The 24,893-nt window shown below is 59.5% G+C and carries 22 protein-coding genes and 2 pseudogenes; 9 read left to right on the top strand and 15 right to left on the bottom strand.

Going from position 1 to position 24,893, the window contains the following annotated elements; genetic code table 11:
- Positions 1–9 precede the first annotated feature (9 nt).
- Genes HHJ19_RS02555 through HHJ19_RS02540 form a run of 4 tightly spaced genes read right to left on the bottom strand, consistent with a single transcriptional unit; the run spans position 10 to position 3,964 of the window.
- Positions 10–780, bottom strand: a complete 771-nt coding sequence (locus HHJ19_RS02555) for an ABC transporter permease (protein WP_296903769.1) — start codon at positions 778–780, stop codon at positions 10–12.
- Positions 777–1,757, bottom strand: coding sequence for an ABC transporter ATP-binding protein (locus HHJ19_RS02550; protein WP_296903768.1), 981 nt, complete (start codon positions 1,755–1,757; stop codon positions 777–779). The genes HHJ19_RS02555 and HHJ19_RS02550 overlap by 4 nt, the downstream gene beginning before the upstream one ends.
- A 19-nt stretch (positions 1,758–1,776) precedes the next feature.
- Entirely contained in the window at positions 1,777–3,021 is a 1,245-nt protein-coding gene (locus HHJ19_RS02545) for an ABC transporter permease (protein ID WP_296903766.1), read from the bottom strand.
- Between the two features lie 16 nt (positions 3,022–3,037).
- On the bottom strand, positions 3,038–3,964 hold the full coding sequence (locus HHJ19_RS02540) for an ABC transporter substrate-binding protein (RefSeq protein WP_296903765.1): 927 nt from the start codon (positions 3,962–3,964) through the stop codon (positions 3,038–3,040).
- A gap of 228 nt (positions 3,965–4,192) precedes the next feature.
- Here HHJ19_RS02540 and queC point away from each other — a divergent pair, with 228 nt between their 5' ends.
- A complete protein-coding gene (gene queC / locus HHJ19_RS02535; RefSeq protein ID WP_296903763.1) occupies positions 4,193–4,954 on the top strand; it encodes a 7-cyano-7-deazaguanine synthase QueC in 762 nt (253 codons plus the stop codon).
- An 11-nt stretch (positions 4,955–4,965) separates the two neighbouring features.
- Here the strand turns inward: queC and HHJ19_RS02530 are convergent, their stop codons facing one another.
- The 7 genes and pseudogenes from HHJ19_RS02530 to ilvA form a co-directional block, all read right to left on the bottom strand.
- Positions 4,966–6,801 carry an ABC transporter ATP-binding protein/permease gene (locus HHJ19_RS02530; protein WP_296903762.1) on the bottom strand — a complete coding sequence of 612 codons (1,836 nt, stop codon included), beginning with the start codon at positions 6,799–6,801 and terminating at the stop codon, positions 4,966–4,968.
- 20 nt (positions 6,802–6,821) lie between these two features.
- Positions 6,822–7,771 (bottom strand): annotated as a pseudogene (locus HHJ19_RS02525) (5'-nucleotidase).
- A 43-nt stretch (positions 7,772–7,814) separates the two neighbouring features.
- A complete protein-coding gene (locus HHJ19_RS02520; RefSeq protein ID WP_296903761.1) occupies positions 7,815–8,369 on the bottom strand; it encodes a histidine phosphatase family protein in 555 nt (184 codons plus the stop codon).
- A 112-nt stretch (positions 8,370–8,481) separates the two neighbouring features.
- A complete protein-coding gene (locus HHJ19_RS02515; protein ID WP_296903760.1) occupies positions 8,482–9,324 on the bottom strand; it encodes an adenosylcobinamide-GDP ribazoletransferase in 843 nt (280 codons plus the stop codon).
- Between the two features lie 28 nt (positions 9,325–9,352).
- Positions 9,353–10,408 (bottom strand): nicotinate-nucleotide--dimethylbenzimidazole phosphoribosyltransferase, encoded by a 1,056-nt coding sequence (cobT, locus tag HHJ19_RS02510; RefSeq protein ID WP_296903759.1) that lies wholly within the window; start codon positions 10,406–10,408, stop codon positions 9,353–9,355.
- Entirely contained in the window at positions 10,371–10,613 is a 243-nt protein-coding gene (locus HHJ19_RS02505; protein WP_296903787.1) for a cysteine-rich CWC family protein, read from the bottom strand. The genes cobT and HHJ19_RS02505 overlap by 38 nt, the downstream gene beginning before the upstream one ends.
- An 11-nt stretch (positions 10,614–10,624) precedes the next feature.
- Entirely contained in the window at positions 10,625–12,259 is a 1,635-nt protein-coding gene (gene ilvA, locus HHJ19_RS02500) for a threonine ammonia-lyase, biosynthetic (RefSeq protein WP_296903758.1), read from the bottom strand.
- A 256-nt stretch (positions 12,260–12,515) separates the two neighbouring features.
- On the opposite strand from ilvA, the gene HHJ19_RS02495 reads away from it, so the two are divergent.
- Positions 12,516–12,974 carry an OsmC family protein gene (locus HHJ19_RS02495; RefSeq protein WP_296903786.1) on the top strand — a complete coding sequence of 153 codons (459 nt, stop codon included), beginning with the start codon at positions 12,516–12,518 and terminating at the stop codon, positions 12,972–12,974.
- A 69-nt stretch (positions 12,975–13,043) separates the two neighbouring features.
- On the opposite strand, the gene coq7 is transcribed toward HHJ19_RS02495, so the two are convergent.
- Positions 13,044–13,772 (bottom strand): 2-polyprenyl-3-methyl-6-methoxy-1,4-benzoquinone monooxygenase, encoded by a 729-nt coding sequence (coq7, locus tag HHJ19_RS02490; RefSeq protein WP_296903757.1) that lies wholly within the window; start codon positions 13,770–13,772, stop codon positions 13,044–13,046.
- A 200-nt stretch (positions 13,773–13,972) separates the two neighbouring features.
- A complete protein-coding gene (locus tag HHJ19_RS02485) occupies positions 13,973–15,217 on the bottom strand; it encodes a porin (RefSeq protein ID WP_296903756.1) in 1,245 nt (414 codons plus the stop codon).
- A 674-nt stretch (positions 15,218–15,891) separates the two neighbouring features.
- Here HHJ19_RS02485 and HHJ19_RS02480 point away from each other — a divergent pair.
- From HHJ19_RS02480 to HHJ19_RS02465, 5 genes are all read left to right on the top strand, one after another.
- Entirely contained in the window at positions 15,892–17,013 is a 1,122-nt protein-coding gene (locus HHJ19_RS02480) for a porin (protein ID WP_296903755.1), read from the top strand.
- Between the two features lie 448 nt (positions 17,014–17,461).
- On the top strand, positions 17,462–17,623 hold the full coding sequence (locus HHJ19_RS17995; protein ID WP_366929377.1) for a DUF3047 domain-containing protein: 162 nt from the start codon (positions 17,462–17,464) through the stop codon (positions 17,621–17,623).
- A gap of 283 nt (positions 17,624–17,906) precedes the next feature.
- The gene (locus HHJ19_RS02475) at positions 17,907–19,250 is read left to right on the top strand and encodes a M20 aminoacylase family protein (RefSeq protein WP_296903754.1); all 1,344 of its coding nucleotides are present in this window, start codon (positions 17,907–17,909) and stop codon (positions 19,248–19,250) included.
- 332 nt (positions 19,251–19,582) lie between these two features.
- Entirely contained in the window at positions 19,583–19,915 is a 333-nt protein-coding gene (locus HHJ19_RS02470; protein WP_296903753.1) for a four-helix bundle copper-binding protein, read from the top strand.
- 35 nt (positions 19,916–19,950) lie between these two features.
- Positions 19,951–20,376 carry a DUF305 domain-containing protein gene (locus HHJ19_RS02465; protein ID WP_296903752.1) on the top strand — a complete coding sequence of 142 codons (426 nt, stop codon included), beginning with the start codon at positions 19,951–19,953 and terminating at the stop codon, positions 20,374–20,376.
- 132 nt (positions 20,377–20,508) lie between these two features.
- Here HHJ19_RS02465 and HHJ19_RS02460 read toward each other — a convergent pair whose 3' ends face one another.
- Together HHJ19_RS02460 and zwf are read right to left on the bottom strand one after the other, a co-directional pair.
- On the bottom strand, positions 20,509–21,354 hold the full coding sequence (locus tag HHJ19_RS02460) for an SIS domain-containing protein (RefSeq protein ID WP_296903751.1): 846 nt from the start codon (positions 21,352–21,354) through the stop codon (positions 20,509–20,511).
- 2 nt (positions 21,355–21,356) lie between these two features.
- A complete protein-coding gene (zwf, locus tag HHJ19_RS02455; RefSeq protein WP_296903750.1) occupies positions 21,357–22,823 on the bottom strand; it encodes a glucose-6-phosphate dehydrogenase in 1,467 nt (488 codons plus the stop codon).
- 345 nt (positions 22,824–23,168) lie between these two features.
- On the opposite strand from zwf, the gene tal reads away from it, so the two are divergent.
- Positions 23,169–24,116: a transaldolase gene (tal, locus tag HHJ19_RS02450; RefSeq protein WP_296903749.1), complete on the top strand. Its 948-nt coding sequence runs from the start codon at positions 23,169–23,171 to the stop codon at positions 24,114–24,116.
- Between the two features lie 17 nt (positions 24,117–24,133).
- Positions 24,134–24,893 (top strand): annotated as a pseudogene (locus HHJ19_RS02445) (glucose-6-phosphate isomerase); the annotation flags it as partial.

The raw sequence follows: 24,893 nt of genomic DNA, 5'->3' as shown, positions 1-24,893 counted from the left end.
TCGGGGCATTCAGGAAGCATCCTGCCAGTGAGCCAGCCGACGCTGCAGCCTTTCAAATGCAAGATCGACCGCAACCGCCAGCAAACCGACCAGCACTGCGCCTTGAATTACATAAGCGGTGTTAAACCCGCTTAAACCCACAATAATGGGCAGGCCCAGTGTTTTGGCTCCTACGGTGGAAGCGATTGCCGCAGTGCCAATGTTGATGATCACCGAGGTCCGTACGCCCGCCAGGATGACCGGAGCGGCCAGCGGAAGTTCGACGCCGAGCAGGCACTGCCAAGGGCTCATGCCCAATCCTTCGGCCGCTTCGCGCGCTGGCGCAGGCACTGATTCAAGGCCGGCTAGGGTGCCTTGCAATACGGGCAACAAGCCGTACAGGGCGAGTGCTATCAGCGCGGGAGCCTCGCCAAAACCGATTAGCGGAACCGCCACCGCCAAGACAGCCACGGGTGGAAAAGTCTGCCCGATCGACACCAGCGTTTCGATCAGTGGCCGGAACTCTCGGCCACTGTCGCGGGTGGCAAATATCCCTGCGCCAAGGCCGGCGATGACTGCGACGGCGCTGGACAAGCCGACAATTTTCAGGTGGGCCAGCAACAGGCTAAAGAAGCTGTCCTGCTCATAGACCGGCCGTTCCAGCTGGGGAAACAGGAATGCAAAAACCGGTTTGAGCCAGTTGATGCCAAACACGAGCAGCAGCAGCAAGGCCAGCACCCACCATAAAAGCTGGTCCTGCAGGCCCCGCCGTGGCCTTTTTTCTGCTGGCGAGGAATTCATGGATTGTCCCGCGGATGCCGCGTGGCCGGACCAGTCGGGCCAAGCAGGTCCTGCAATTCGATACTTCCCATGTGCTGGCCTTGGCTGTCAATGACCGAGAGCCGGGAGACACGGCGCGACACAAAAATGGACAGCGCCTCGCGCAGGCTGAGTGTTGCCAATATGGCTTCGCCGCTGCCTGCGTCGTCTGGCAAATCCTGCACATTGGCCCGCAAATGATCGCCCACGCGTTGCAAGCCAAGAAGCTTGATGCCAACATCACCGCGGCCAAAAAAATCGAGCACAAAGTCGTTGGCGGGCGCTGAAAGAATCTGCAGCGGCGTGCCGCTCTGCACGATGCGCCCCTGGTCCAGCAAAACAATGCGGGTGGCCAGGCTGAGCGCCTCGTCAATGTCATGCGTGACCAGCACGATGGTCTTGTTGAAAGCCTTGTGAATTCGCGCAATTTCCAGCTGCAGGGCCGCGCGCGTGACCGGATCCAGTGCACCAAACGGCTCATCCATCAGCAGCACTTCAGGGTTTCCCGCCAGTGCCCGTGCCACCCCCACGCGCTGCTGCTGTCCGCCGGAGAGCTGGTGCGGATAGCGAGCCTGGTAGGTTTCGGGTTCGAGTTGCAACAGCGTCAGCAACTCACTGACGCGTGCCTCAATGCGGGCCTTGGGCCATTTCAGCAGCGCCGGCACTGTGGCAATGTTTTTCTTGACGCTCCAGTGCGGGAACAGGCCAATTGACTGAATCGCGTAACCCATGCGCCGGCGTATGTCTTCAGGCCTGAAGCTGCGAATTTCTTTACCTGCGAATAGAACCCGGCCGCTGTCATGGTCCACCAGACGGTTCATCATCTTGAGCAGGGTTGACTTGCCCGAACCCGAACTGCCCAGAATTACCATGAACTCGCCCTGTGCGACGTTCAGCGACAGGTCGTCGATGACCTTCACGCCGTCAAAACTTTTGGATACACCCTGCAGTTCAATCATCAGGATTCAATTTTGAAAGTCAGAAAAACTTAAATTCATTTGCCGGGGATGAGGCGATGGTTTGGAGAGCGGCATCCACCGCCACCGCCATGGCCACCACAGGCAGCACCCCCAGTAACACCAGATCAAGCGCGCCGCCCAGCAAACCCTGGAACACGATGGCACCGAAGCCGCCCGCGCCTATCAACGCCGCGACCACCGCCATACCTATGGTCTGCACGGTCGCCACGCGCAGGCCCGAGAGAAAAACCGGCAGGGCCATCGGCGCTTCTACCTTCCAGAAAATCTGGCGCTTCGTCATGCCCATGCCGATGGCAGCATCAATGACGGGTCGGGGCACTTGGCTTATTCCGGCGGCGGTGCTGCGAACGATAGGTAGCAGTGAGTAAAGCGCCAGCGCGATCACGGCCGGAGCCAGCCCGATGCCCTTGATGCCCCACTTGGCCAGCACCGGGATGCTGGCAGCGAGCAGGGCGAGCGGCGCCATCAGCAAACCAAAAAGTGCAATGGAGGGAATGGTCTGAATGATGTTGAGGCTTGCAAACAACGGTGGCCGCAAGGTATTCACCCATTTCCCCGTCCGCGCCGAGACAATGCCCAGCGGCACGCCGATGAGCAAGCTGGGCAACAGGCTTGCCACCACAATTTGCACATGCTGCAGCAAGGCCGCATTGAACACGTCCTCACGGTTCGCGTATTCCCGCATCAGGGACAGCTGGTCAAGCGCGCCCGTCGCGATGAAGACCAGTAAGGGCGTGATAACGGCAGCACTGGCAATCAATCGCCAGAGCGGCTTCAGGCCCAGGTGCGCGATGGCGTCGCTGGCTGCCAGCCAACTCAGCGCTATCAAAATCCAGAAGGCACCGCCCAATGAGGTGCGCTCTATGCCTGGCGATGAGCCAGCTGAAACAGCAGCCGGTAGTGAAGCGAGCCGCATCGCGTGCCCTCCGGCCAGCCACAGCAGCCCTGACAGCAGCAGCACTGCCGTGACGATCACCAGAAAATGGGTGGCCCGCCCGGGGCGCATGAAGATGGTTGCTACCAGCAACAGTGCCGGCATCAGGCTTGCCGATAACGCAAGTGCCTGTGTCGCACCATCGCCCCAGCTCACGACGTCTGCCAAGGAAATGCTGGCGCCGGAAACCAGCCGATTTGGCGCATGAGTCAGAAACGCCAGCCCCGAAGCCGCCGCGATGCCAGCGAGCACCAGCGACAGAAGAACGCGGTTTTTGACCCAGCCCATCAGCGCCGTCTCTTTAGGCACGGCAGCTTGCCTAGCGTCACTTAATGAGATTCTTGGTCCTCAGGTAATCGGCAGAGACTTTTTTGGCGTCCTGGCCTTCCACGGCGATTTTTGCATTGAGCTTTTGCAGGGTCGGGCCGTCGAGCGTCTTGAAGACGGCTTCCAGCAGCTCGCGGATTTTGGGATATTGGGCCAGCGTTGCCGCCCTGATCAAAGGGGCGGGCGCATAGATCGGCTGAATGCCCTTGGGGTCCTCCAGTACCACCAGCCCCAGCGCGGCAATGGCACCGTCAGTGCCGTAAGCCATTGCGGCATTTACGCCCGAGGTCTGCTCCGCGGCAGCTTTGATCGTCACGGTAGTGTCACCGCCAGCCAGCGTCAGCAACTGCGCGTTGTTGAGCTTGAAGCCATAAGCCGCCTGGAACGCCGGCAGTGCGTCGCTGCGTTCAATGAACTCGGCCGAAGCGGCGAGCTTGAACTTGCCGCCACCAGACAACCACGGGCCCAGATCCGCGAGCGATTTCACCTTGCTTTTTTCGGCGACATCCTTGCGCAGCGCGATCGCCCAGGTGTTGTTTGCCGGCGCGGGTGTCAACCAGACAATATTGTTTTTCTCGGCGTCGAGTTTTTTAACCAGTGCATAGCCCGCTGCGGCGCTTTTCCAGGCTGGATTCTTTTCATCGGAAAAGAAAAACGCCCCATTGCCGGTGTACTCCGGATAGATGTCAATTTCACCTGCGGTGATGGCGCCGCGCATGATTTTGGTGGTCCCGAGCTGAACCTTGTTTTCGGTTTTGATGCCGTTGGCCTCCAGCACCTGAATCATCATGTTGCCCAGCAAGGAACCTTCGGTGTCAATTTTTGACGACACGCGAACGGCTGTCTGGGCAAATGCTGACGCCGAGGCCAGCAGCAGCAGGGAGGTGCTGCCAATCAGCCAGCGACGGGAAAATAGTTTGCGCATACAAAAGCCTTTCAGATACAAGCGGCTGCAGAAAGGGTCTGCCATGCCGTAAAAGATAGTCGGGAATTTGCGTTATAGCGTGAATCTGCGGCTTGCATCGTCCTTTCTGTTCCAAACCCGTCATTTTTTCACCCGTAACGGCCTGCTTCAAGCCGTCTCTCCCTGCATGACCCGGGCTGAATGGGGCCTGGCGGCTCAAGCGACAATACAAAAATTCTTCACACCGCCATGAACCTATCCACCACTACAGCCACCCGCACGATGGCCCCCGGGCGTGCCCACACCACGGCGCTTGTCCTGTTTTCAGGAGGCCAGGATTCCACCACCTGCCTGGCGCAGGCACTGTGCAAATACGAGCGGGTTGAAACCATCGCGTTCGACTACGGCCAGCGTCACAGGGTGGAGCTGGACGCGCGCCTCAACGTGCTGCGCGAAATCAGGCTGCAGTTTCCCCAATGGGCGGCCAGGCTGGGCGAGGACCATCTGCTGGACCTCGCCGTGCTGGGCCAGGTGAGCGATTGTTCGCTGACGCGCGACGTGGCTTTCAAAATGGAAAGCTCGGGCTTGCCCAACACCTTTGTGCCGGGGCGCAACCTGCTGTTTTTGACGCTGGCGGCGGCGCTGGCCTACCGGCGCGATTTGCAGGTACTGGTGACCGGCGTATGCGAAACCGATTTTTCGGGTTACCCCGACTGCCGCGACGACACCATGAAGGCAATGCAGCTGGCGCTTTCACTCGGCATGGACAAGCGTTTCCTGATCGAGACGCCGTTGATGTGGATTGACAAGGCCGACACCTGGCGTTTGGCCGATTCGCTGGGCGGCCAGGCGCTGGTGGAGCTGATTGTCGAGCATACCCACACCTGCTATCTGGGCGACCGCGTGCACCGACACACCTGGGGTTATGGCTGCGCTAGCTGTCCGGCCTGCGAGTTACGGGCACGCGGCTATCAGGGTTATGCGGCCTTGCCTATTGAGGACGGCTGCTGACGCTGATGGGCCTAAGGCCGGTGATCCTTGATCGAGTAGAGGGCAGTCGCACCTTCCGGCATTTTTTCGAGTTCCCACAGCCTGCTGTGAAAAGCCGCTACGGCGGGGCGGTGGGCGATCGACACCAGGCTGCCATGGGCCGCCCCGACACTGGCCAGCAGTTTTTCGTATAGATTTTTTTCTGCCACTTCGTCCAGGGCACTGGTCGCCTCGTCGGCAAACACCCAACGCGGCTTTTTCAGCAACACGCGCGCAATCGCCAGCCGCTGTTGCTCGCCACCGGACAGCTTCTGGCTCCAGGCGTCTTCGTCGTCGAGCCGGCTGGCCAGTTGCGGGAGCAGCGCGTTTTCAAGGGCCCGCTGCAGTGCTTCGTCGCTGTAGTGCGCCGCGGGTTCTGGGTATGCCAGCGCATCGCGCAGCCTGCCATCGGGAAAGTAGGGCCGTTGCGGGATGAACATGGCGTCAGCCGGCAGATGCGTCTGGCCTCTGGTGAAAGGCCAGATGCCCGCGAGCGCGCGAAACAAAGTGGATTTCCCACTGCCAGACGGGCCTTTGAGGAGCACGCTTTCGCCCGGTCCAGCCTGCAGCGAAGCCCCCGCCAGCAAGCGCGCGCCAGTCGGCAAACCCAGTGTCAGTCCGCTGACCGCCAGCGTATCCGCGCCAACCAGCGGCTGATTTTCGTTTGCTATTGAATTAATAGCTGACTGCGACCGTGCTTGCTGGACTACACTGGAAATATTGTCTTCAAAACTGGTCAGGCGGTCGGTTGTGGCGCGCCAGGCGGCCAAGCCGCTGTAGTTGTCGACCAGCCAGCTCAGCGAGTCCTGCACTCGGCCAAAGGCTGATGAGATCTGGATCAGCTGGCCTAGCTGGATGGCGCCGCTGAAAAAACGAGGCGCTGCGACGATGAAGGGAAACACCACGGCCGCCTGGCCGAAAAAGTTGGTAAACCAGACCAGGTTTTTCTGCTTTTTGATCAGCTTGAGGTAGTTTGCCAGCACGGCGGCAAAACGCGTCTCGAGTTGCACCCGCTCCACCGCTTCACCCTTGTCCAGCGCAATCGATTCGCTGTACTCGCGCACCCGCACCATGTGATGGCGAAAGTTGGCTTCAACCTGTTGCTGCTGGTAGTTGAGCCTGATTTGCGGGCGGCCAATGTAGTGGGTGATGACACTGCCTATGACGCAATACAGTACCGCCATCCAGACCATGAAGCCTGGAATGCTGTAGCTGGCACCCCCCAGCGTAAAGGCAAACGCGCCCGAGAGCGACCACAAGATGCCGATGAAACTCAGCAACGTGACCACGGCGTTCAGCAGACCCATGCTCAGCGAGATGCTGTAGGTGGTAAACAGGTTGATGTCTTCCTGAATGCGCTGGTCCGGATTGTCGGCGCTGCCGGCGGCACTGGCCGGGCTTGCCGCGTCGTTGCCAATCCCGGAAAAACGCGCCAGTTCCAGCTTGTAAAAAGCATGATCGGCCAGCCAGCGCTGAAGGTAGTGGGCCGTCATCCACGCCCGCCAGCGAACTTCCAGCAGTTGCGTCAGGTAAAAGCGGTAAACCGCGATGATGATGAAGCCAAACGCCAGATAGGTGAAACGTGCCAGCTGCGTCCAGAAGACCGCGGCGTCCTTGTTCTGCAGCGCGTCATAAAACACGCGGTTCCAGTCGTTAAGCAGCACCAGCATGTAGACCGCGCCCAGGTTCAGCAGCACGATTGCGGCGAGCAGACCGCGCGCCTTCCAGCGGTCTTCCGACCTGAAGTAGGGCGCCGACAGGGCCCAGACACGGGCGCCGAAATGCTTGAAGTCGCGGAATTTTTGGGCAATGCGGGCAAGCGGATTCATTCAGGGATCTCGTAATGGATTTAAAACTGCGGATTGGAAACGCCACTGGCCACATGGCCGGCAGGCACATGTTGCGCAGCCGAATGGACGTGGCCGGTCTGGTCGTCAAAGAAAAAATCCGGTTCAAACTCGCGCAGGAATTCGCCCTTTGCCAGGCCGCCCAGGAACATCGCTTCATCGACCTCGATGTTCCAGTCCATCAGCGTGCGGATGGCGCGCTCGTGCGCCGGCGCGCTGCGCGCCGTCACCAACGCGAGGTACCCGCCTGCTGCAAGCGCTGCAGCGCTTCCAGCAGTGGTTTGAAAGGCCCTGCGAGCAGGGGTTGCGCGGCTTTGTCCCGCTCATGCTGCTGAAAGGCGGTGAGCCCCTGGGACTGGAAAACGCGCTCTGCTTCATCCGAAAACAGCACTGCGTCGCCGTCAAACGCGATCCGCACTTCGTTCGGATGCGCATCGCTGGCACGGACCGAGTGGGGGTAGACCTGGGCCGCCGGCACGCCGGCGCTGAGCGCCTCGCGCACGTCGCTGAGGTGGGTCGACAAAAAAAGATTGGCGTGCAGCGGTTTTAAATAACGCCAGGGAGCCTCACCGCGGTTGAAGGTGCCGCGCTCAATCTTCAGTCCGTAGTGCTGGGCCGAGCGGAACACGCGCATGCCCGAAACCGGATCGTTGCGTGACAGGATCACGACTTCAACGCGCTGGCTGGGCGCTGTCGGGCCGCTGGCCGGAGCCTCGCTTTCGGGCGCATCGTTAAAGGCCAGCAATTTTCTGACCAGCGAAAACGCCACGCCAGGTTTTGCCGGTACGTCCAGCCGGTCCAGCTGCAGCTTCATGTAGGCCGAGTCTTTTTTGCTTCCCGGTGCCGGCTCTTGCGTCAGGCCGGCTTCAAAAACGCGGTTTTCTTCTTCAAAATCAAACAGGGCGCGTGATGAAATCGCCACCACCAGCTGACCGTCGAGATTTGCTGCCATAAGGGTGTCTTGCTCCAGTTGCCGGTCTGTTTGCTGTTTGCTGTCAGCGGTTTTGCAAATCCAGTGTGCGCCATTGTCCATATTTCGGCGCCTCCAGTGGCCACTGGTTTGCGCGCTCGACATGACGCACGCCCTGGCCGAGAAGTTCCACCGCGCGAATGACCCCCGCGTGGGTAATCCACAGCGTTTCCTGGTGCTCTGGCAATGCATCGAAGGCCGTGCGGACGCGCGCCATGAACCGGCTCACACTTTCGCCGTCACGGCCCGCGGCATGGCCCGCAAAGTCAGTCGTCCACGCCCGCAGTTCAGCCGGGTCAATCGACTGCCAGGCGCGGCCTTCCCACCGGCCAAAATCCATTTCCTTCAGGCGTGGGTCGGTTTTGCAGGTCAAATCAGGCCGTAGTCCAAGCAGAACGGTTGCTAGCTGCTCACATCTTTGTAGCGGGGAAGTGACGACGCACAGGCTGCGGGGGAGTTGCAAGGCCAGCTGGCGGGCGCATTCGGCGGTCGCGTCAGGGTCGGCCGCCACATCGAGCTGGCCATAGCAAATGCCGGCCTCAATCAAGGGCTGTGCGTGGCGCACCAGCCAGAGTTTCATTGGCAAAATGGCGCATATTTCGCCAGTTCACCATGCGCTGCGCAGGGTCGGCCTGGGCGTGCTGCGCCGCCCTTGGGGGCAGCGCAGCACGCGAAGCAACCGGGGTGGTGGCTCACAGACTGACCGCCAGCCCGAGGTAAAAGGCAATTTCGCAGACCTGCTGCGTGGTGCCCAGGCAATCGCCCGTGAAACCCTGCAAGCGGCGACGGAAAAGGCGCAGCATGGCCAGCAGCGCCAGCACGGCAAAACTGCAGGCAACGATCAGATTCATCGCGTCGAGCACAAGACTTGCCAGGGCCAAGGCGGAAAAACACCAGACAAAGGCAATCAGCAGGCCGGCTGACGAAATCTGGTCGGCCAGCGGCTTGGATTTGGACCTGGCCGTGTCGCCCACATGGGGCAGCAGGCGGATCATCACCAGCGGCAAGCCGCGCGAGACGATGTGGCCGGTCCACAGCGCGGCGCCCATGTACCAGTCGGTAAAGGTAAAAGTCGATTCACTCCACGCTTCAGGAATGGCTTGCGCCGAACCCAGCAGCGCCAGCAGCGCCATTTTGCACAGCAGCGCCAGCATCAGCGCCGTGGCGCCAAACGCGCCGACGCGCGAGTCCTTCATGATGTCCAGCGCGCGCTCCCGGTCATAGCTGCCGCCCAGGCCATCGGCTACATCGGCCAGCCCGTCCTCATGAAAGCCGCCGGTCAGCAAGACGGTGGCAATGGTGGAAAACACCGCCGCCACCAGCGGCGTGAAGGGGGTGTCTGGCAGCAGCGTTTGCAGCAGCGTGAAGACTACCGCAGCCACCGTGCCCACCACCACGCCTACGCCCGGAAAGTGCGCCGCGCTGGCGCGCAACTGATCGGGGCTGTAACCGACCCAGTCTGCCAGCCGCCCGGTGATCGGGATGCGGGTGAAGAACTGGATGGCGAGCAGGTATTCGCGGATGAAGTGAATCATCGGGATCTTTGTCGCATTGCCATGCCGATCACTGCTTTTCGCTTATGCCAGCCGACTCAAAACTCGCCATCTCGTTGAGGAAATTGGCCGCCGACTGCAGCAACGGCCAGGCCAGCAGCGCGCCCGTCCCTTCGCCCAGGCGCAGGTCCAGTTCCAGCAAAGGCGTGGCCTTCAGGTGTTTGAGCAGCAAGCGGTGGCCGGTCTCGGCGGAGCGGTGGCAAAACACCAGATAGCTGCGCACTTGCGGCATCAAAGCGCAGGCCACCAGTGCAGCGGCCCCAGCGATAAAACCATCGACCAGCACCACGCGCCGCTCGCTGGCGGCTTGCAGCATGGCGCCCGTCATCATGGCGATTTCAAAGCCGCCCAGTGTCGCCAGTTCTGCCAGGGCATCAAGCGGCTGGGTGGCGGGATGGCGGGACAGCGAGCGCATCAGCACGCTTTGCTTGTGCCGCAGCTGCTGGTCGTCCAGGCCGGTGCCGCGTCCCGCCGCGTCGGCGATCGGTGCACCTGTCAGCCTCGTCAGCAGCAGCGCCGCTGGCGACGTGTTGGCAATCCCCATCTCGCCAAATGCCACCACGTTGCCCGGCAAGGTCTGCACGATTTGCCCGCCTGCCGCGAGCGCGGCTTCAGCCTGCGGCCGCGTCATTGCGGGTTCGAGACACGAATTTCGCGTGCCGTAGGCGATTTTTCGCGCCAGCAAACGCGGATGCGCCGGCAAATCAGCCGCGACACCGGCATCCACCACCTGCAGCGCAAAGCCATGTTGGCGGGCAAACACATTAATGGCCGCGCCACCGGCCAGCATGTTTGCCACCATCTGCACCGTCACGGCTTGCGGGTAGGCCGAAACGCCTTCTGCCGCAATGCCGTGGTCGGCGGCAAACACCACCATTTGCGGCTCACGCAGCGAAGGGGACTCGCTGCACTGGATCAGGCCCAACTGCAGCGCCAGCCCTTCAAGGAGGCCCAGCGCGCCTTGCGGCTTGGTCTTGTGGTCAATCTTGTGCTGCAGCCGGGTTTGAAGCCTGGCATCGGTGGTGGACTCAATGGTCGGCAACTGAAAAGGCGTTTTGTCGTTCATCGGTGATCTGTTTGAGGCAAGCGGGGCAAAAGCACGAGGCGGCGCTGTCGCCGGTTTGCGCGGGACCGGCCTGGTCGGCGGGAAGCGGCATCACATTCGGCAGCTGAACGCACCAGCATTCGGCGTCGCCCGCTACCATGGCACAGCGAAGACTGGCGCCGCACCGCGGGCACACCGAGGTGTCAGATTTCAGTTCTGCTGACATCATGATGGCTCTCAGTTCTGCAGAAACAAGCGGTAAACCGGGTTGTCGGTTTCTTCGACATGAGGGTAGCCGAGCGTTTCCAGAAATTCCTTGAAGGCCTTGTGATCGGCCTTGGGTACCTGCAGGCCGACCAGAATGCGGCCGTAGTCGGCGCCCTGGTTGCGGTAGTGGAACAGGGAAATGTTCCAGCCAGGACGCATGCTGGATAAAAACTTCATCAGCGCGCCGGGTCGCTCGGGAAACACAAAGCGTAGCAAACGCTCATCTTTCGAGAGCGCGCTGTGCCCGCCCACCATGTGCCGTATGTGTTCCTTGGCCAGCTCGTCGTGCGTGAGGTCAAGCGCCTTGAAGCCGTGGCGGCTGAAGTTTGCGGCAATCCTTCCGCTCTCGCCCCTGGCCGACGTGGTCAGACCGACAAACACATGGGCCATCGCGTTGTCGTTGATGCGGTAGTTGAACTCGGTCACGCTGCGCGGCCCACCCGGCAACTCGCCAATCAGCTCGCAAAAACGCCGGAAGCTGCCACGCTCCTCTGGAATCGTCACGGCAAACAGGGCTTCGCGTTCCTCGCCCACCTCGGCCCGCTCGGCGACAAAACGCAGGCGGTCGAAGTTCATGTTGGCGCCGCACAAAATCGCGGCATAGGTTTCGCCTTTGGTCTTGTGCGTGGCGACATACTGCTTGATGGCAGCCACGGCCAGCGCGCCGGCCGGCTCGACGATGCTGCGCGTATCCACGAACACATCCTTGATCGCCGCGCAGACCGCGTCGGTATCGACGCTGATGTAGTCATCGACCAGTTCGCGGCTGATGCGGAAGGTTTCCTCGCCCACCAGCTTGACCGCCGTGCCGTCCGAGAACAATCCGACATCGCTGAGTGTGACGCGCTTCTTCGCGGCGACTGACTGCATCATGGCGTCCGAGTCGTTCATCTGCACGCCGATGATCTTGATCTCTGGCCGCACCGCCTTGATGTAATTGGCCACGCCGGAAATCAGCCCGCCGCCGCCAATCGCGACAAACACCGCATCCAGGCGGCGTGAGCCCAGCGTTTGCAACTGCCGAAGGATTTCCATGGCAATGGTGCCCTGGCCGGCAATCACGTCCGGGTCATCAAACGGATGAACAAAGGTCAGACCCTGTTTTTTTTCAAGCACCACCGCGTGGGCATGGGCCTCCGAGTAGCTGTCGCCGTGCAGAACCACTTCGCCACCCCAGGCTTTGACCGCGTCAATCTTGAGTTGCGGCGTCGTTGTTGGCATGACGATGACGGCGCGGGTACCGAGCTTTTGAGCGCTCAGCGCAACGCCTTGCGCATGGTTGCCGGCCGAGGCGCAAATTACGCCTTTCCTGAGCTGGGCAGGGGTCAGGTGCGCCATCTTGTTGTAGGCGCCGCGCAGCTTGAAGCTGAACACCGGTTGCTGGTCTTCCCGCTTGAGCAATACGGTATTGTTCAGGCGCCGACTTAGAATTTTGGCGGGCTCCAGGGCTGACTCCACCGCCACGTCATAAACGCGTGCAGTGAGGATCTTTTTCAGGTAGTCAGCGGGAGTGAGGGCTCTGGCAGAAGGCAGCTTGGGCGCTGCAGTGAAAAGTGGGGGGGGTCGGGATATGGGGCTGGCGCTGGTTGAATTGTTGGGTGACATGTTTTTTCTCGCAGCCTGACATGATAAGGCCACGAAAAAAAAGGCCCAAACCATACGGTCTGGGCCTGTAAATCCACCCTTTGAGGAGGTGGAGGAGACAACCAGTGCAAAAAATACTTGATGTCAAGGCCGACAGCTCATATTGATGCGATCAATTCAGTATAGCGGAGCAATGCTGCGCTGCACAATATTTTGTGGTGGAAATTGAACATTTCTACCGGTCAGTAATAAATGTTTTGTACAAGGAATCATGATGATGGAATGCACAGTGAGCTGGACAGGCGCCAATGCGACAAGCGGATCTCGTTCGGGCATGACTTTTCTCGCCGAAACCGGTAGTGGCCACACGTTGGTTATGGATGGCGCGCCCGATGCCGACAAGCCGGAAAATGGCGGGGCGAATCTTGCCCCCCGTCCCATGGAGACCGTGCTGGCGGGCGCAGGTGGATGTACGGCTTATGACGTGGTGCTGATTCTCAAGCGCGGTCGCCACGACGTGCGGAGCTGCTCCGTCAAGCTCACATCCGAGCGGGCGCAACTGGACCCCAAGGTGTTCACCAAAATTCACATGCATTTTCTGGTAAGCGGGCGCGGCTTGAGTGCCAGTGCGGTTGAACGCGCGATTGCGATGAGCCACGAAAAATATTGCTCGGCCACCATCATGCTGTCGAAATCGGCAGAAATCACCACCAGCTTCGAATTACTTGAGTTTTAAAGCCATTTTTGGCTTATGTCCAGCAAGTACCGGTATCAACAGCTATGAAAAATATAGCAAACGACAGCGTCAGATGTAATGCGCGGTGCTGGTCATCACTTTGGCCGCCGACCGCATCAGTGCCTTGACCGGCGCCGGCAGTTGCATCGCTCCGGCATCTTCAGCCGCCTGCGCATGTTGCGCTTCGTCATCTTTCATTTGCGCCACGATGGCGCGCGACTCGTGGTCGCCTTCGGGCAGACGCTCCAGGTGACTCGCCAGATGGGCTTCCACCTGGCGTTCCGTCTCCACGACGAAACCCAGACTCAGGCGGTCGCCGAGTCGGCTGGCGACGAGGCCAAGGCTGAAGGCGCCCGCATACCACAAGGGGTTGAGTAGCGAGGGGCGGGCGCCGAGTTCATCCAGTCGGTCCTTGGTCCAGGCCAGATGATCGCCTTCTTCACGGCTAGCTTTCATAAAGTGTTCGCGCAACACGGGGTCGCGAGTTCCCATTGCCTGCGCGGCATACAGGGCTTGCGCGCACACTTCGCCGACATGGTTGACCCGCATCAGCGCGCCCGATGCGGCTTTGTCCTGCGTGTTCAGTTCGGTTGCCTGCGCGGCATACAGGGCTTGCGCGCACACTTCGCCGACATGGTTGACCCGCATCAGCGCGCCCGATGCGGCTTTGTCCTGCGTGTTCAGTTCGGTTGCCTGCGCCGGAACCGTTGGACAGGTTCTGCTGGCACGGGGTTTGGCAAACAGCGTGCGTAGCGCGCTGTCAGCCGCATTCAACGCGAGGTCAAGTACAGGTGTCATGGAGTGCTCTCATTTTGAAGGTAATGCCGGAGGGGCGAACAGCAAAAGCTCAGGCCCGGGCCAATTTCGCCGCCAAACCGCAAGAAGTGTTCTTGGCGCAATGGTAGCGCTGACGGGAAAAGCTTTAAAGAAACGAAAAAAGCCCCCGATAAAGGGGGCTTTTTTGTGGTCGATTGTCAGCTTTGAAGCCGACACCAAATTTAGAAGTAGTGGCGAATACCGAGAGCCACGTTGGTGGAGCCGGTACCGGCAGTCGCCGTTACGCCGCCAAGGAAACCATTGCCGCCAGGGGCAACCTGACCGGCTCCCTTGTTATTGAAGCGCGTCAGCACTGCATTCAGGTTGGTGCGCTTGGACAGCGCGTAGGTGTAGGTCACACCGTAAGAATCGGTGTCAGCATTGACGGCGCGTTTGTCATCCAGCCGGTTGAAGGCTGTCACGATGGTGTGAGGACCCGTGGTAAGGCGGTAGCCAATGTGCATCAGCTTGGCGTCCTGCCTGAATGCGGCGTTGTAGGCCGACTGGAACACCGGACCTGCCGTCACAAAAAACGGCGACAGGTTGGATGGGTTTTCGTCCTTGATCGTGGCGTACATGCCGTACAACGTGCCAGGGCCGACATCGACAGTTCCGCCCAGAACATTGTTGGTCAGGGATTTCTGGCCAAACTCGTTTTTCTTCTCATTATGCCCGAAGCCGACGGAGAAACCGCTGCCTTTGTACATCGCCATGGCGCCCAGGAAACGCCCTGCAGAGTTGTTGCCGGCGACCTCGCCAGCACCATACATCAAGGTGGCGGTCACGCCATTGCTCTGAATGCCATATTGCACCGTATTGCTAAGGCGGATGTCAAACGCTGCTGGCAGCGAAGCGACCTGGCCAGCCGCCAAACTTGACTGGGTTTGGGAAGCGTCGAAAGCTGCCGCAACCAGATAACCAGGCGTGTATTGACGGCCCAGAGTAAATGCGCCAAAGGGTGTGATCATTCCGGCAAAAGCCTGGCGGTCGAACAAATTGCCGGCCAGATTGACGCCAAACGCATTGGTTCCGATGGCGGAGTTGATCGCTGCAATGGTGCCTAATGCCAAAGGTGTTCCTGAAAGACCAACTGGCAAGTTGGCGTTAACCGTCGTTGCGATGCGATCAGGCAACTGGTTGCCTGAATTGGGGCGGTTGGTCACCGAGCCGGTGTCCAGCTCCAGGCGATTCTCCAGCGTGAAGATAGCTTTGTACCCGCCGCCAAGGTCCTCAGTGCCGCGAAGACCGAAGCGCGAGCCTTCCATGATGCCGCTGGCCACGCCGTCGAATGAGCCATTCTTCAGGCCGCTGACATGATTGAAACCGCCGTCAAGCAGGCCGTAAAGGGTCACAGTGCTTTGGGCCATGGCGGCTGAGGCGGACAAAAGGCCCATCACCGCAGTGGCAACGAGGGTCAGTTTTTTCATGAAGTCTCCTGGAAGTTGTATTAAGAGAAATTTGCGTGGCGGATTTGAACTTTGAAAGCCCTGAGGCCACCGACAAACTCGAGGTTAATGGCGATGTTTGCCTCCGTAAAGGGTCTTGTTACCGCATGTATCGCTTTGGAGACAGGGGAAAACCCTTTCTCTGCGCTCACCTGATGCAGCGTGGTTCAAGCCGAGCCGGAATGAGCTGCTGGGTATTGGTCGCCCCTGCAAGCCAGAGATTTACAGGCGCTTGACGGGCTGTTGCTCGCCTGCTTTTTCGGTCTCAGACTGCGCGTGGGGCACGCTTATCTTTTTTTTCGGCGCGTGGTAGCCATGCCACAGCCGTAACGTTTTTTTCCAAAAAATGCCGTCGGTTTGGGGAACTTTTTTTGTCCTATTTACGGGGTTTTCAGCGTAATCGTGGCCTCGCCGCTGAAACTCGGCTTACGGGCGACAAGTGTTGTATCTGCTCCACTGCGAGTCATAAATTGTTGTGCGTGGGCAACGATTCAAGCGGTTTTGCGACGATTCCTTTGCGCAACGCGGCTTGGTCTGGTGCAATAGACCCAACTTCCCGAAAGGGGGTTGGCCCGGGTCTCTGGTGGAGTCATGAAAGCGACAAGCTTGAGCGGCCCCCGTGCCGGAGCCCTATGTTTAACCTTGGAGAAATCTCAATGAAAAAGACCCTTATCGCTTTGGCGGCGCTTGGCGCAATGGCCGGCGTCGCGCACGCGCAATCCACAGTGACCCTGTACGGTTTGCTTGACGGCAACATCCAGAGCTACAAATCCAACTTTCTGGTTGGCACTGGCGCGACTGCAAACATCCAGTCCCTCACCCAAACCAAAATTGATTCAGGTGGCTTGAATGGTTCCCGTTGGGGCATGCGCATCAAGGAAGACATCGGCGGCGGCATGGCTATCGTTGGTAACCTCGAAAGCGGCATCAACCTTGACACCGGTTCTTCGGCTCAAGGTGGCTTGCTGTTTGGCCGTCGCGCCAACGTGGGTGTTTCTTCCGGTTTCGGTACCTTGGTGATTGGTCGCAATTCCAGCTCGTATGACGACGTGTCTGGCGACCACGCCATGATGGCCCAGTCGATTTTCGACCCATCAAACACCAACAACGGTCCTTCTGTTGCTACCGTCGCTACCACCGCTGGCGCACTCAGCCTGTTGAATCGCAACACGACCTGGGTTGGCTACAACACGCGTTTCAACAACAGCGTCAAGTACAACACGCCTGACTTCAGCGGTTTCAGCGGCTCTTTGATGTACGCCTTCGGCGAAGACAAGAACAGCGCCAATAGCGCCAGCAAAACCGTTTCGGCTAACCTGAAATTCACGAATGGTCCTCTGCTGATTTCCGGCGGTTACCAGTCTGAAGCACCGACCAACACGTTGGTCAACGTTGGCAAGCCTGCACTGCAGAACACGTTGCTGAGCGCTGCTTATGATCTGGGCGTTGCCAAGATCGGTGTTGGCTTCAACCGTGCCAAGTTTAAAGACGTCGCCCCTGGCGTGTCGGTTGATGCGCAAAAAGAATGGAACCTGAGCGTTGCCGTGCCCCTCGGTGCTACGACTCTGAGCGCTGGTTATGCACAGTCCAAAGGCGACACGCTTGGCAAGAGCACCGGTTTCGGTGTTCAGGCTTTGTACGCTCTGAGCAAGCGCTCGACCCTGTACGCAGGTGCCCAAAGCACCAAGAACTTTGACCGTCTGGCATCGTTCGCACCAGCTGGCAGCAACATCGGCCGTACCGAGACCTACGGTCTGGGCCTTCGTCACACGTTCTAATTCAGGACTGGCCTGAGGCCAGTTGGGGATAAGAATCAAAAAGCCGTTTCAGGGAAACCTGGAGCGGCTTTTTTTATTAGTAATGGCCTACACAATTCTGGCGAAACTTGGGAAGTGCCACGCATGTTGCTGGTCCGAGGCCGGATCAGGTGAATCCAGCGGCGCGAGAGCGTGCTGGCAAACTTATGCCCTTGACTTAATACCCGCTCTTTGTCCCGTCGTTATGCTGCAACGCCTGCTGGCGGTTCTCATTCTGGTTTTTGCGGGGCGCTTGTTCGGCAGTCCCATTGCTTGAGTCCACGGCGACTGGCGAAGTCGATTGAATAGCGGCATCGCTGACAGAGGGCAGTTCAGTGGGCTGGGAGCACCGTCGCTTTCCAGGGAAAAAGTTCAAGCTTCATCACATCACATCACATCACCCGGCCAAGCGTTGCCTTACGCCACGCTGATGTATGTCCGGCAAAAACATCACGCTTCAGGTAGCGTCGTCATCAATTCGCGGACCGACCGGACTCGCAAACTGGTAGCTAAGTCTGGACCTCAGCAGTTGGCTCGATGGCTTGACGACGAGCGCGATTCAATGCGGACTACAAAAAGTGTTTCGCGGTAGCGCCCTGTGCGCTGGTGGGCATAGGCATCATGACAGACACAGACACAGACACAGACACAGACACAGACACAGACACAGACACAGACACAGACACAGACAACTCACTGCAACGTACGACGGGATGGTAAGGCCCACTGATCCTCCGGTCTGAACCCCTGAGCTGAACCGACCAAACCGTTCGGCGCTGTCCCTTCCCTGGAAAATGAATTGAACCCCTGAAGCGTACGTCTCATGAGTTTTGCGAATAATATTCAAACCTTGATGACAGCAGGACTGAACCGACATGCGCGCACCGTCAATTCTTGAAAAAACCCTATCGCCTTTGCCTGTTGATGCGGCTGAAGCTTTGCCGGCCCCCCGCTCCCACCTGTTGCGCGCCAGTGGCCGTGCCTTTGCACATATCTCGCAATTTCATCCCGAACTGACAGCGTTTCGCCGCGACCTTCACACGCACCCCGAACTGGGCTTTGAGGAGGTCTATACCTCCAGCCGCGTGGCTCATGCGCTGAAGCTGTGTGGCGTCGATGAAGTGCATACGGGTATTGCCAAAACCGGCGTGGTTGCAGTCATCAAGGGTCAGCGACCTGGGCAAATTTCCCGATCGGGAAAATCTGGGGAAGAGCCCATGGTGGGATTGCGCGCGGACATGGACGCACTGCCCATGACAGAGCACAACGAGTTTGGCTGGAAATCGGCCAAACCTGGCCTGATGCACGGTTGCGGCCACGATGGTCACACCACCATGCTGGTGGGCGCCGCTCGCTATCTGGCCGAGACGCGCAATTTCGCCGGTGATGCCGTGTTGGTGTTCCAGCCCGCCGAAGAGGGCCGGGGCGGCGCCGATGCCATGATCAGGGACGGGCTGTTTGAACGCTTTCCAGTCCAGTCAATTTATGCCATGCACAACTGGCCGGCCATGAGGCCCGGCACCATAGGTATCAATTCCGGTCCCATGATGGCGGCGGCCGACCGTATCACGATCGAGATCAGAGGCAAGGGTGGCCACGGTGCCCATGCCTATCTCACCGTCGACCCGATCCTGGTTGCGGCGCACATCATCGTGGCGGTGCAAAGCATCGTCTCGCGCAACGTTAAGGCAATGGACAACGCGGTCGTCAGCCTGTGCGCCATCCAGGCGGGAGACCTGGGCGCCATGAGCGTGGTTCCCGGCAGCGCCACCCTCGTCGGTACCGTGCGCAGCTTCAAGCCTGCCGTGCAGGACCTCGTGGAGCAGCGCCTTAAGCAGCTTTGCGCTTCAGTAGCCGGGGGCTTTGGCGCGACGGCGACGGTGAACTATGAACGCATTTACCCAGCCACCATCAATTCCCCGGCCGAGTACACGCTGGCCACCAGCGTCGCCGAGCAGTTGGTGGGTGTGGAAAATGTGGTGAGCAACCTCGAGCCCAGCATGGGTTCTGAGGATTTTTCTTTCATGCTCAAGGTCAAGCCGGGGGCCTATCTGCGTCTCGGTCAGGGAGAGCAGCTTTCCGATGGCAGGGGCGGCGAGGTCGGCGGCGTGGGCAGCCACTTTTTGCACAACAGCTGCTACGACTTCAACGACAGTGTTTTGCCGCTCGGCTCAGCGTTGTTTGCCGGGATCGTGGAGCGCTCACTGCCCCTGGCGTGAATCCCGGCAAGCGGTCAAACGCTGCCAGTTGGACGGCCACGATTGCAGGTTTTTAATGGGCTTAACGTTGACGACGATTGACGATTGACGTTGGAAAGAGCCGATTTCTGACCTGTTGACCAATGTGCCGTGCCAAATGTTAGGCAAGCTGTGCCGGTGCTGACTTCAGGTTTTATGGACGGCTTTTTTCGTTGCCTTGTGGGATCGGCATACGCGAATCCGCCGCAAACGACTACAGCGCGGTGGCGTGGCGGCTTACGGACTGTTAAAGACGCTCATCCGAGACTGAATGGACGGCGTAGCGTCGTTGCCCTTATTGCTCGGAGAACTAAATGGCTTACCAAAAATTCAAGGAGTGCATCGAAGCATGCGATGCCTGTTCGGTCGCCTGCAATTACTGTGCTGCGTCCTGCCTTCACGAGCAAGACGTGAAGATGATGGCCCGCTGCATCGCTCTGGACATGGACTGCGCCCAGCTTTGCGCGCTGGCTTCGGCTGCCATGGCGCGCGACAGCGAGCACAGCAAGGCTATTTGCGCCTTGTGCGCCGATGTCTGCAAGTCGTGCAGTGACGAGTGCGCTAAGCACACCATGGAACACTGTCAGGCCTGTGCGAGAGCCTGCCTGAAATGCGCTGAAGAATGCCGCAAGATGAGTCTTGCCTGAACCACGCAATCGTTCCGACAACCAAAGGAATTTGCATGAACCACTCGCTCAACGCTACAAAAATAGCCGGTGCCGCCTTGCTGACACTGGCAGCCGCGCTGCTTCAGCCGCTGGCCCAGGCTCAACCGTCGTCAGCCACTGGCGCCAGCCCGATGCCGGGCATGAGCAGCTCATCCCCGATGGCCGGAGACATGGACATGAAGGGGATGATGAAGGGCATGAATGACAAGATGTCATCGATGCCGATGACGGGCAATCAAGACGCTGACTTTGCCCAAATGATGCGTGTGCATCACCAGGGCGCGATCAGCATGGCTGAATCCGAGCTGCAGAGTGGCAAATCGCCAGAGATGCGAAAGCTGGCCAAGGACATCATCGCAGCGCAAAAAAAGGAAATTGCGCTGATTGATAAGTTCCTGGCCAGGCAAGCGGCTTCCTCAAAGCCCATGCCTTCCCGGTAGGGCACGCCTACGCTCGGTGATGAGAGGTCCATTCGGGTACTGCACTGAGCGGCCGATAGTTAAGCCGAGCGCCATTGCTGGCGTGGCGTGAAATGCGCGCGATCACTCCCTTTTGATCGCGCAGCGCCCGCTTCAGGCATAACGCTTGTTGCGCAAGTTGTTTTTCATCTCCTTGAGCAGCGGCTGAAGTTTGGGGCCAATGCGCAGCGCTAAACAGGTGGCCAGGATGTCGATAATCATCAGGTGCAGCAGGCGCGACACCATAGGGCTGTAGTGGTCATAACCTTCCGGATGATCCGCCGCCAGGTGAATGTGCCCGGCGGCGGCCAGTGGCGATGCAGTGGCCGTGATCACGATGCTCGTGGCTCCGTTTTTGCGGGCAATGTCGCAGGCATCCATCAGGTCGCGCGTGCGTCCTGAGTTGGAAATCACGACTACACAGTCGCCCGGCCCCAGCAGCGAAGCGCTCATGACCTGCATGTGTCCGTCGCTGTAGGCAATGCTGTTGATGCCAAGCCTGAAGAACTTGTGCTGAGCATCCTGCGCAACGATGCCGGAGTTGCCGACGCCGAAAAACTCGATGCGTTTGCCGGTTTTGTAAGCCGCCAGCAGCGCTAGCGTGGCTCTTTCGATCGCCAGTGCGCTTGCGTCATTGCGATACTTCAAAAACGCGGCCACGGTGTTGTCAATTACCTTAACCAGCACATCGCCGGTCTTGTCGTCGGCGTCGACGCTGCGGTGGATGAAGGGCACGCCCTCACTCACGCTGCCGGCCAGCTTCAGCTTGAAATCTGACAGGCCGTCATAGCCCACGCTGCGGCAAAAGCGCACCACGGTCGGCTTGCTGACATGCGATCGGTTGGCCAGTTCGGTGATCGGCAGGCTGGCAAAGGCGCGGGGGTCGGTCAGCACCAGGTGACCCACGCGCTGCTCCGCCGGGGCCAGTGAGGGAAGGGAGGCCTTGATGCGGTCCAGCATGGCTAGCTTTCTTCAGACCAGCAATAGCCGTCTCTGGCAATCATGGCGCTGGAGGCGCTCGGCCCCCAGGTACCCGCCACATAGGAGCGGGGACCGGCGTGGTCATTGCCCCACGCATCGATGATCGGCTCGACCCAGTGCCAAGCCTCTTCCTGTTCATCACTGCGCACGAACAGATTGAGCCGTCCGTCAATCACATCGAGCAGCAGGCGTTCATAAGCGCCGACACGCTCGCTGCCAAAACGTTGGTCAAAATCAAGGTCCAGCTGCACCGGTGCAAGCGTCGGCGTTCCCCGGCTATGCCGCTTGTCAGCGCCTTGTGCCAGCAAGTGCAGTTCCAGGCCATCCTTGGGCTGCAGGTTGATCACCAGCCGGTTACCCGTGTTGCAGCCCTGCGGCGATTTGAAAATCGCGTGTGGCGTCGGCCGGAAGTTCACTTCAATGTGAGCGTCACGGCTGGCGAGCCGCTTGCCGGTACGAATGTAAAACGGCACGCCGGCCCAGCGCCAGTTGGCAATTTCAGTGCGCAACGCGACAAAGGTTTCGGTCTGGCTGTCAGGGTTCACGCCGGCCTCATTGCGATAAGCGGGAACCGCTTCGCCATCTATCGTGCCGGCGGCGTACTGCCCCCGGATAACGTGCTGGCTCAGGGTTTCGGGCGTCCAGGGTCTGAGCGCGCGCAGCACCTTGAGCTTTTCATCGCGGATAGCGTCGGCGTGGGCATTGATGGGCGGCTCCATGGCCACCGCGCAAAGCAGCTGCAGGGCATGGTTTTGCACCATGTCGCGCAGTGCCCCGGTGCTGTCGTAAAACGCGCCGCGCTTTTCCACGCCCAGTTCTTCTGCAATCGTGATTTGTATATTGGCAATGTGCTCGCGCCGCCACAGTGGCTCAAACAGCGAATTACCAAAGCGCAGGGCAAACAGGTTTTGTACCGACGGCTTGCCGAGGTAATGGTCGATACGGAAGATCTGCTTCTCGGTGAGCACGCTGCGCACGGCCGCATTGATGGCGCGGTTCGAGGCCAGATCGTGGCCCAGTGGCTTCTCCAGCACCACGCGGGTTTGCGGGCCGTTCAGCCCGGCCGCAGCGATCTGCTCGCACACGGTTGTGAACAGGCCGGGCGCCGTGGCAAGATACATCACCACGACCTCGGCGGGGCGCTGCTGCAGCCTGGCAGCCAGCGCAGGGTAGTCGGCCGGATTGGAAAGATCCATGCGCAAATAGCCGAGCAGGGCCGCAAAGCGGGCGAACTCTTCTTCGCTCGGGCGCTTGGCAAGTTCGACATGGTCGAAGCGGCCCTTGATCAACAGGCGGTACTGCTCGTCCGACAAATCGTCGCGTCCGACGCCCACGATGCGGCCGTTGTCCGGCAGCGAGCCGTGTCGAAAGGCCTGAAACAGCGCCGGCATGATTTTGCGCCATGCCAGATCGCCAGTGCCGCCAAACAGGATCAAATCAAAACTCATACGAAAAAGCCTTCATTGTTGTGCGCGGCGCAGGTCCGCCGAGGCGTTGGAACGCAGCGTATGGCACGCAGTGAAAAAAATGGACACGGATGCGTTTTTTCGCCAAGCCTCCACTTCACGCCAGCAGGGGCCGAGGAACCGGCATTGCCGGACTGCAGGCGCGGCCACCTCTTTAAAGGCAGCGCAGTACATGAAGTGACAAGCTGGAGCCCATGCATGTAATAAAGTTTCATATTCTATGGGCATAATGGTAACTAGATTCGCCGATTTGCTGCGGGCTGGTCTGACATGCTGTGTTTTGACCGGTTCCCGACCCACCTTGCGCCCTTGCTGGCGCCCAAACCAATGACACAACTTGACGCGTTGAAAAAATTCACGACCGTGGTGGCCGATACCGGCGACTTCAGGCAGTTGGCCCAGTTCAGGCCGCAGGATGCGACCACCAATCCTTCGCTGATTCTCAAAGCGGTGCAAAAAGCTGATTACCAGCCGCTGCTGACAGACACGGTGGGACGCTTCAAAGGGTGCGCGCTGGATGAAATCATGGACCGTCTTCTGGTGCGTTTCGGCTGCGAAATTCTTTCCCTCATTCCGGGCCGCGTCTCGACAGAAGTCGATGCCCGTCTTAGCTTTGACTCCGCTGCCACGGTGGCGCGCGGCGCGCGCCTGATCGAGCTCTATCAGGCCGAAGGCATACACGTTGACCGCGTGCTGATCAAGGTGGCTGCCACCTGGGAAGGCATTCAGGCTGCCCGGCAACTGGAGCAGCGCGGCATCCACACCAACCTGACGCTGCTGTTTTCCTTCTGCCAGGCGGTTGCCTGCGGCCAGGCGAGGGTGCAGCTGATCTCGCCTTTCGTGGGCCGGATTTACGACTGGTACAAAAAGTCGGCGGGCAGTGCGTGGGTCGAAGCCGCCAATGCCGGCGCCAACGACCCCGGCGTGAAATCGGTGCACCAGATTTACAACCACTACAAGCACTTCGGCATTGCCACCGAGGTCATGGGTGCGAGTTTTCGCAACGTGGGCCAGATCACCGCTCTGGCGGGCTGCGATTTTTTGACCATCAGCCCCGAGTTGCTGGCCCAGCTTGCGGCATCCGAAGCCCCGCTGCAACTGGCCCTGGACGCTGCAAACGCGGCAGCGCTGGATTTGCCAGCCATTAAGTTTGACGAGGCGGGTTTTCGCTACGCGCTCAATGAAGATGCGATGGCAACGGAAAAGTTGGCCGAAGGCATTCGCGCTTTCGCGCTTGACACCCTCAAGCTTGAGCAACTGATGCAGGCGGTTTAAAAAGAAAAGGGACTTCGATGAAGCGACTACGATGCGACAAGACCCCGGCATGGGCGGCGCTGCAGGCGCGATTTGCATCCGCAGGCAGGCAGTTTGATGTGCGTGCGGCGTTCGCGCAGGATGCCGGGCGCTTTGCCCGCTTTAGCCAGGATGCGCCGCATGTCTTTGCCGATTTATCCAAGAACCTGATTGATGAAGACAGCCAGGCGCTGCTGCTGGCACTGGCGCGAGAATGCAGCCTCGAGCAGTACCGCGACGCGATGTGTGCCGGAGAAAAGATCAACCTCACCGAGCAGCGTGCTGCAATGCACTTTTTATTAAGAAAACCTGCTCATGTCCAGGGAATACCGTCTTCATTAGCTATTAATAACATAGCAAACGAGCTGGCGCAAGTGCATATCGCGCAAGCCGCCGTGCTGGCTTACGCCGAGCAGGTGCGCGACGACGCGGCTATCACCGACATCGTCAACATCGGCATTGGCGGCTCGGATCTGGGGCCGCAAATGGCGGTGCTGGCGCTCGATGAGTTTGCCATCGCCGGCAAGCGCTTTCATTTTGTCTCGAACGTTGACGGTGATGAGCTGGCCGGGGTGCTGAAGGGCTTGACGCCACAGGGCACGCTGTTCCTGATCGCTTCCAAAACCTTTACCACGGCTGAAACCATGAGCAACGCCCATTCGGCCAGGCGCTGGTTCGAGGCGCAGGGTGGGCAGGACATCAGCCGGCATTTCGCCGCGCTGACGACCAACGTGGCGGCGGCGAAGGAATTCGGCATCA

Source organism: Polaromonas sp. (assembly GCF_012927415.1).
GTDB lineage: Bacteria > Pseudomonadota > Gammaproteobacteria > Burkholderiales > Burkholderiaceae_C > Polaromonas.
Note: the sequence above shows the minus strand (reverse complement) of the source record. Positions and strands in the feature narration are given on the sequence as shown.

What these genes read in the sequence shown, in the direction of transcription:
- tal (WP_296903749.1), top strand. Translation starts at nt 23,169, where the DNA reads ATGACACAACTTGACGCGTTGAAAAAATTCACGACCGTGGTGGCCGAT.
- HHJ19_RS02495 (WP_296903786.1), top strand. Translation starts at nt 12,516, where the DNA reads ATGGAATGCACAGTGAGCTGGACAGGCGCCAATGCGACAAGCGGATCT.
- HHJ19_RS02515 (WP_296903760.1), bottom strand. Translation starts at nt 9,324, where the DNA reads ATGATTCACTTCATCCGCGAATACCTGCTCGCCATCCAGTTCTTCACC.
- queC (WP_296903763.1), top strand. Translation starts at nt 4,193, where the DNA reads ATGAACCTATCCACCACTACAGCCACCCGCACGATGGCCCCCGGGCGT.
- ilvA (WP_296903758.1), bottom strand. Translation starts at nt 12,259, where the DNA reads ATGTCACCCAACAATTCAACCAGCGCCAGCCCCATATCCCGACCCCCC.
- HHJ19_RS02470 (WP_296903753.1), top strand. Translation starts at nt 19,583, where the DNA reads ATGGCTTACCAAAAATTCAAGGAGTGCATCGAAGCATGCGATGCCTGT.
- coq7 (WP_296903757.1), bottom strand. Translation starts at nt 13,772, where the DNA reads ATGACACCTGTACTTGACCTCGCGTTGAATGCGGCTGACAGCGCGCTA.
- HHJ19_RS02550 (WP_296903768.1), bottom strand. Translation starts at nt 1,757, where the DNA reads ATGATTGAACTGCAGGGTGTATCCAAAAGTTTTGACGGCGTGAAGGTC.
- HHJ19_RS02555 (WP_296903769.1), bottom strand. Translation starts at nt 780, where the DNA reads ATGAATTCCTCGCCAGCAGAAAAAAGGCCACGGCGGGGCCTGCAGGAC.
- cobT (WP_296903759.1), bottom strand. Translation starts at nt 10,408, where the DNA reads ATGAACGACAAAACGCCTTTTCAGTTGCCGACCATTGAGTCCACCACC.
- HHJ19_RS02460 (WP_296903751.1), bottom strand. Translation starts at nt 21,354, where the DNA reads ATGCTGGACCGCATCAAGGCCTCCCTTCCCTCACTGGCCCCGGCGGAG.
- HHJ19_RS02480 (WP_296903755.1), top strand. Translation starts at nt 15,892, where the DNA reads ATGAAAAAGACCCTTATCGCTTTGGCGGCGCTTGGCGCAATGGCCGGC.
- HHJ19_RS02475 (WP_296903754.1), top strand. Translation starts at nt 17,907, where the DNA reads ATGCGCGCACCGTCAATTCTTGAAAAAACCCTATCGCCTTTGCCTGTT.
- HHJ19_RS02530 (WP_296903762.1), bottom strand. Translation starts at nt 6,801, where the DNA reads ATGAATCCGCTTGCCCGCATTGCCCAAAAATTCCGCGACTTCAAGCAT.
- HHJ19_RS02465 (WP_296903752.1), top strand. Translation starts at nt 19,951, where the DNA reads ATGAACCACTCGCTCAACGCTACAAAAATAGCCGGTGCCGCCTTGCTG.
- zwf (WP_296903750.1), bottom strand. Translation starts at nt 22,823, where the DNA reads ATGAGTTTTGATTTGATCCTGTTTGGCGGCACTGGCGATCTGGCATGG.
- HHJ19_RS02505 (WP_296903787.1), bottom strand. Translation starts at nt 10,613, where the DNA reads ATGTCAGCAGAACTGAAATCTGACACCTCGGTGTGCCCGCGGTGCGGC.
- HHJ19_RS17995 (WP_366929377.1), top strand. Translation starts at nt 17,462, where the DNA reads ATGTATGTCCGGCAAAAACATCACGCTTCAGGTAGCGTCGTCATCAAT.
- HHJ19_RS02485 (WP_296903756.1), bottom strand. Translation starts at nt 15,217, where the DNA reads ATGAAAAAACTGACCCTCGTTGCCACTGCGGTGATGGGCCTTTTGTCC.
- HHJ19_RS02520 (WP_296903761.1), bottom strand. Translation starts at nt 8,369, where the DNA reads ATGAAACTCTGGCTGGTGCGCCACGCACAGCCCTTGATTGAGGCCGGC.
- HHJ19_RS02540 (WP_296903765.1), bottom strand. Translation starts at nt 3,964, where the DNA reads ATGCGCAAACTATTTTCCCGTCGCTGGCTGATTGGCAGCACCTCCCTG.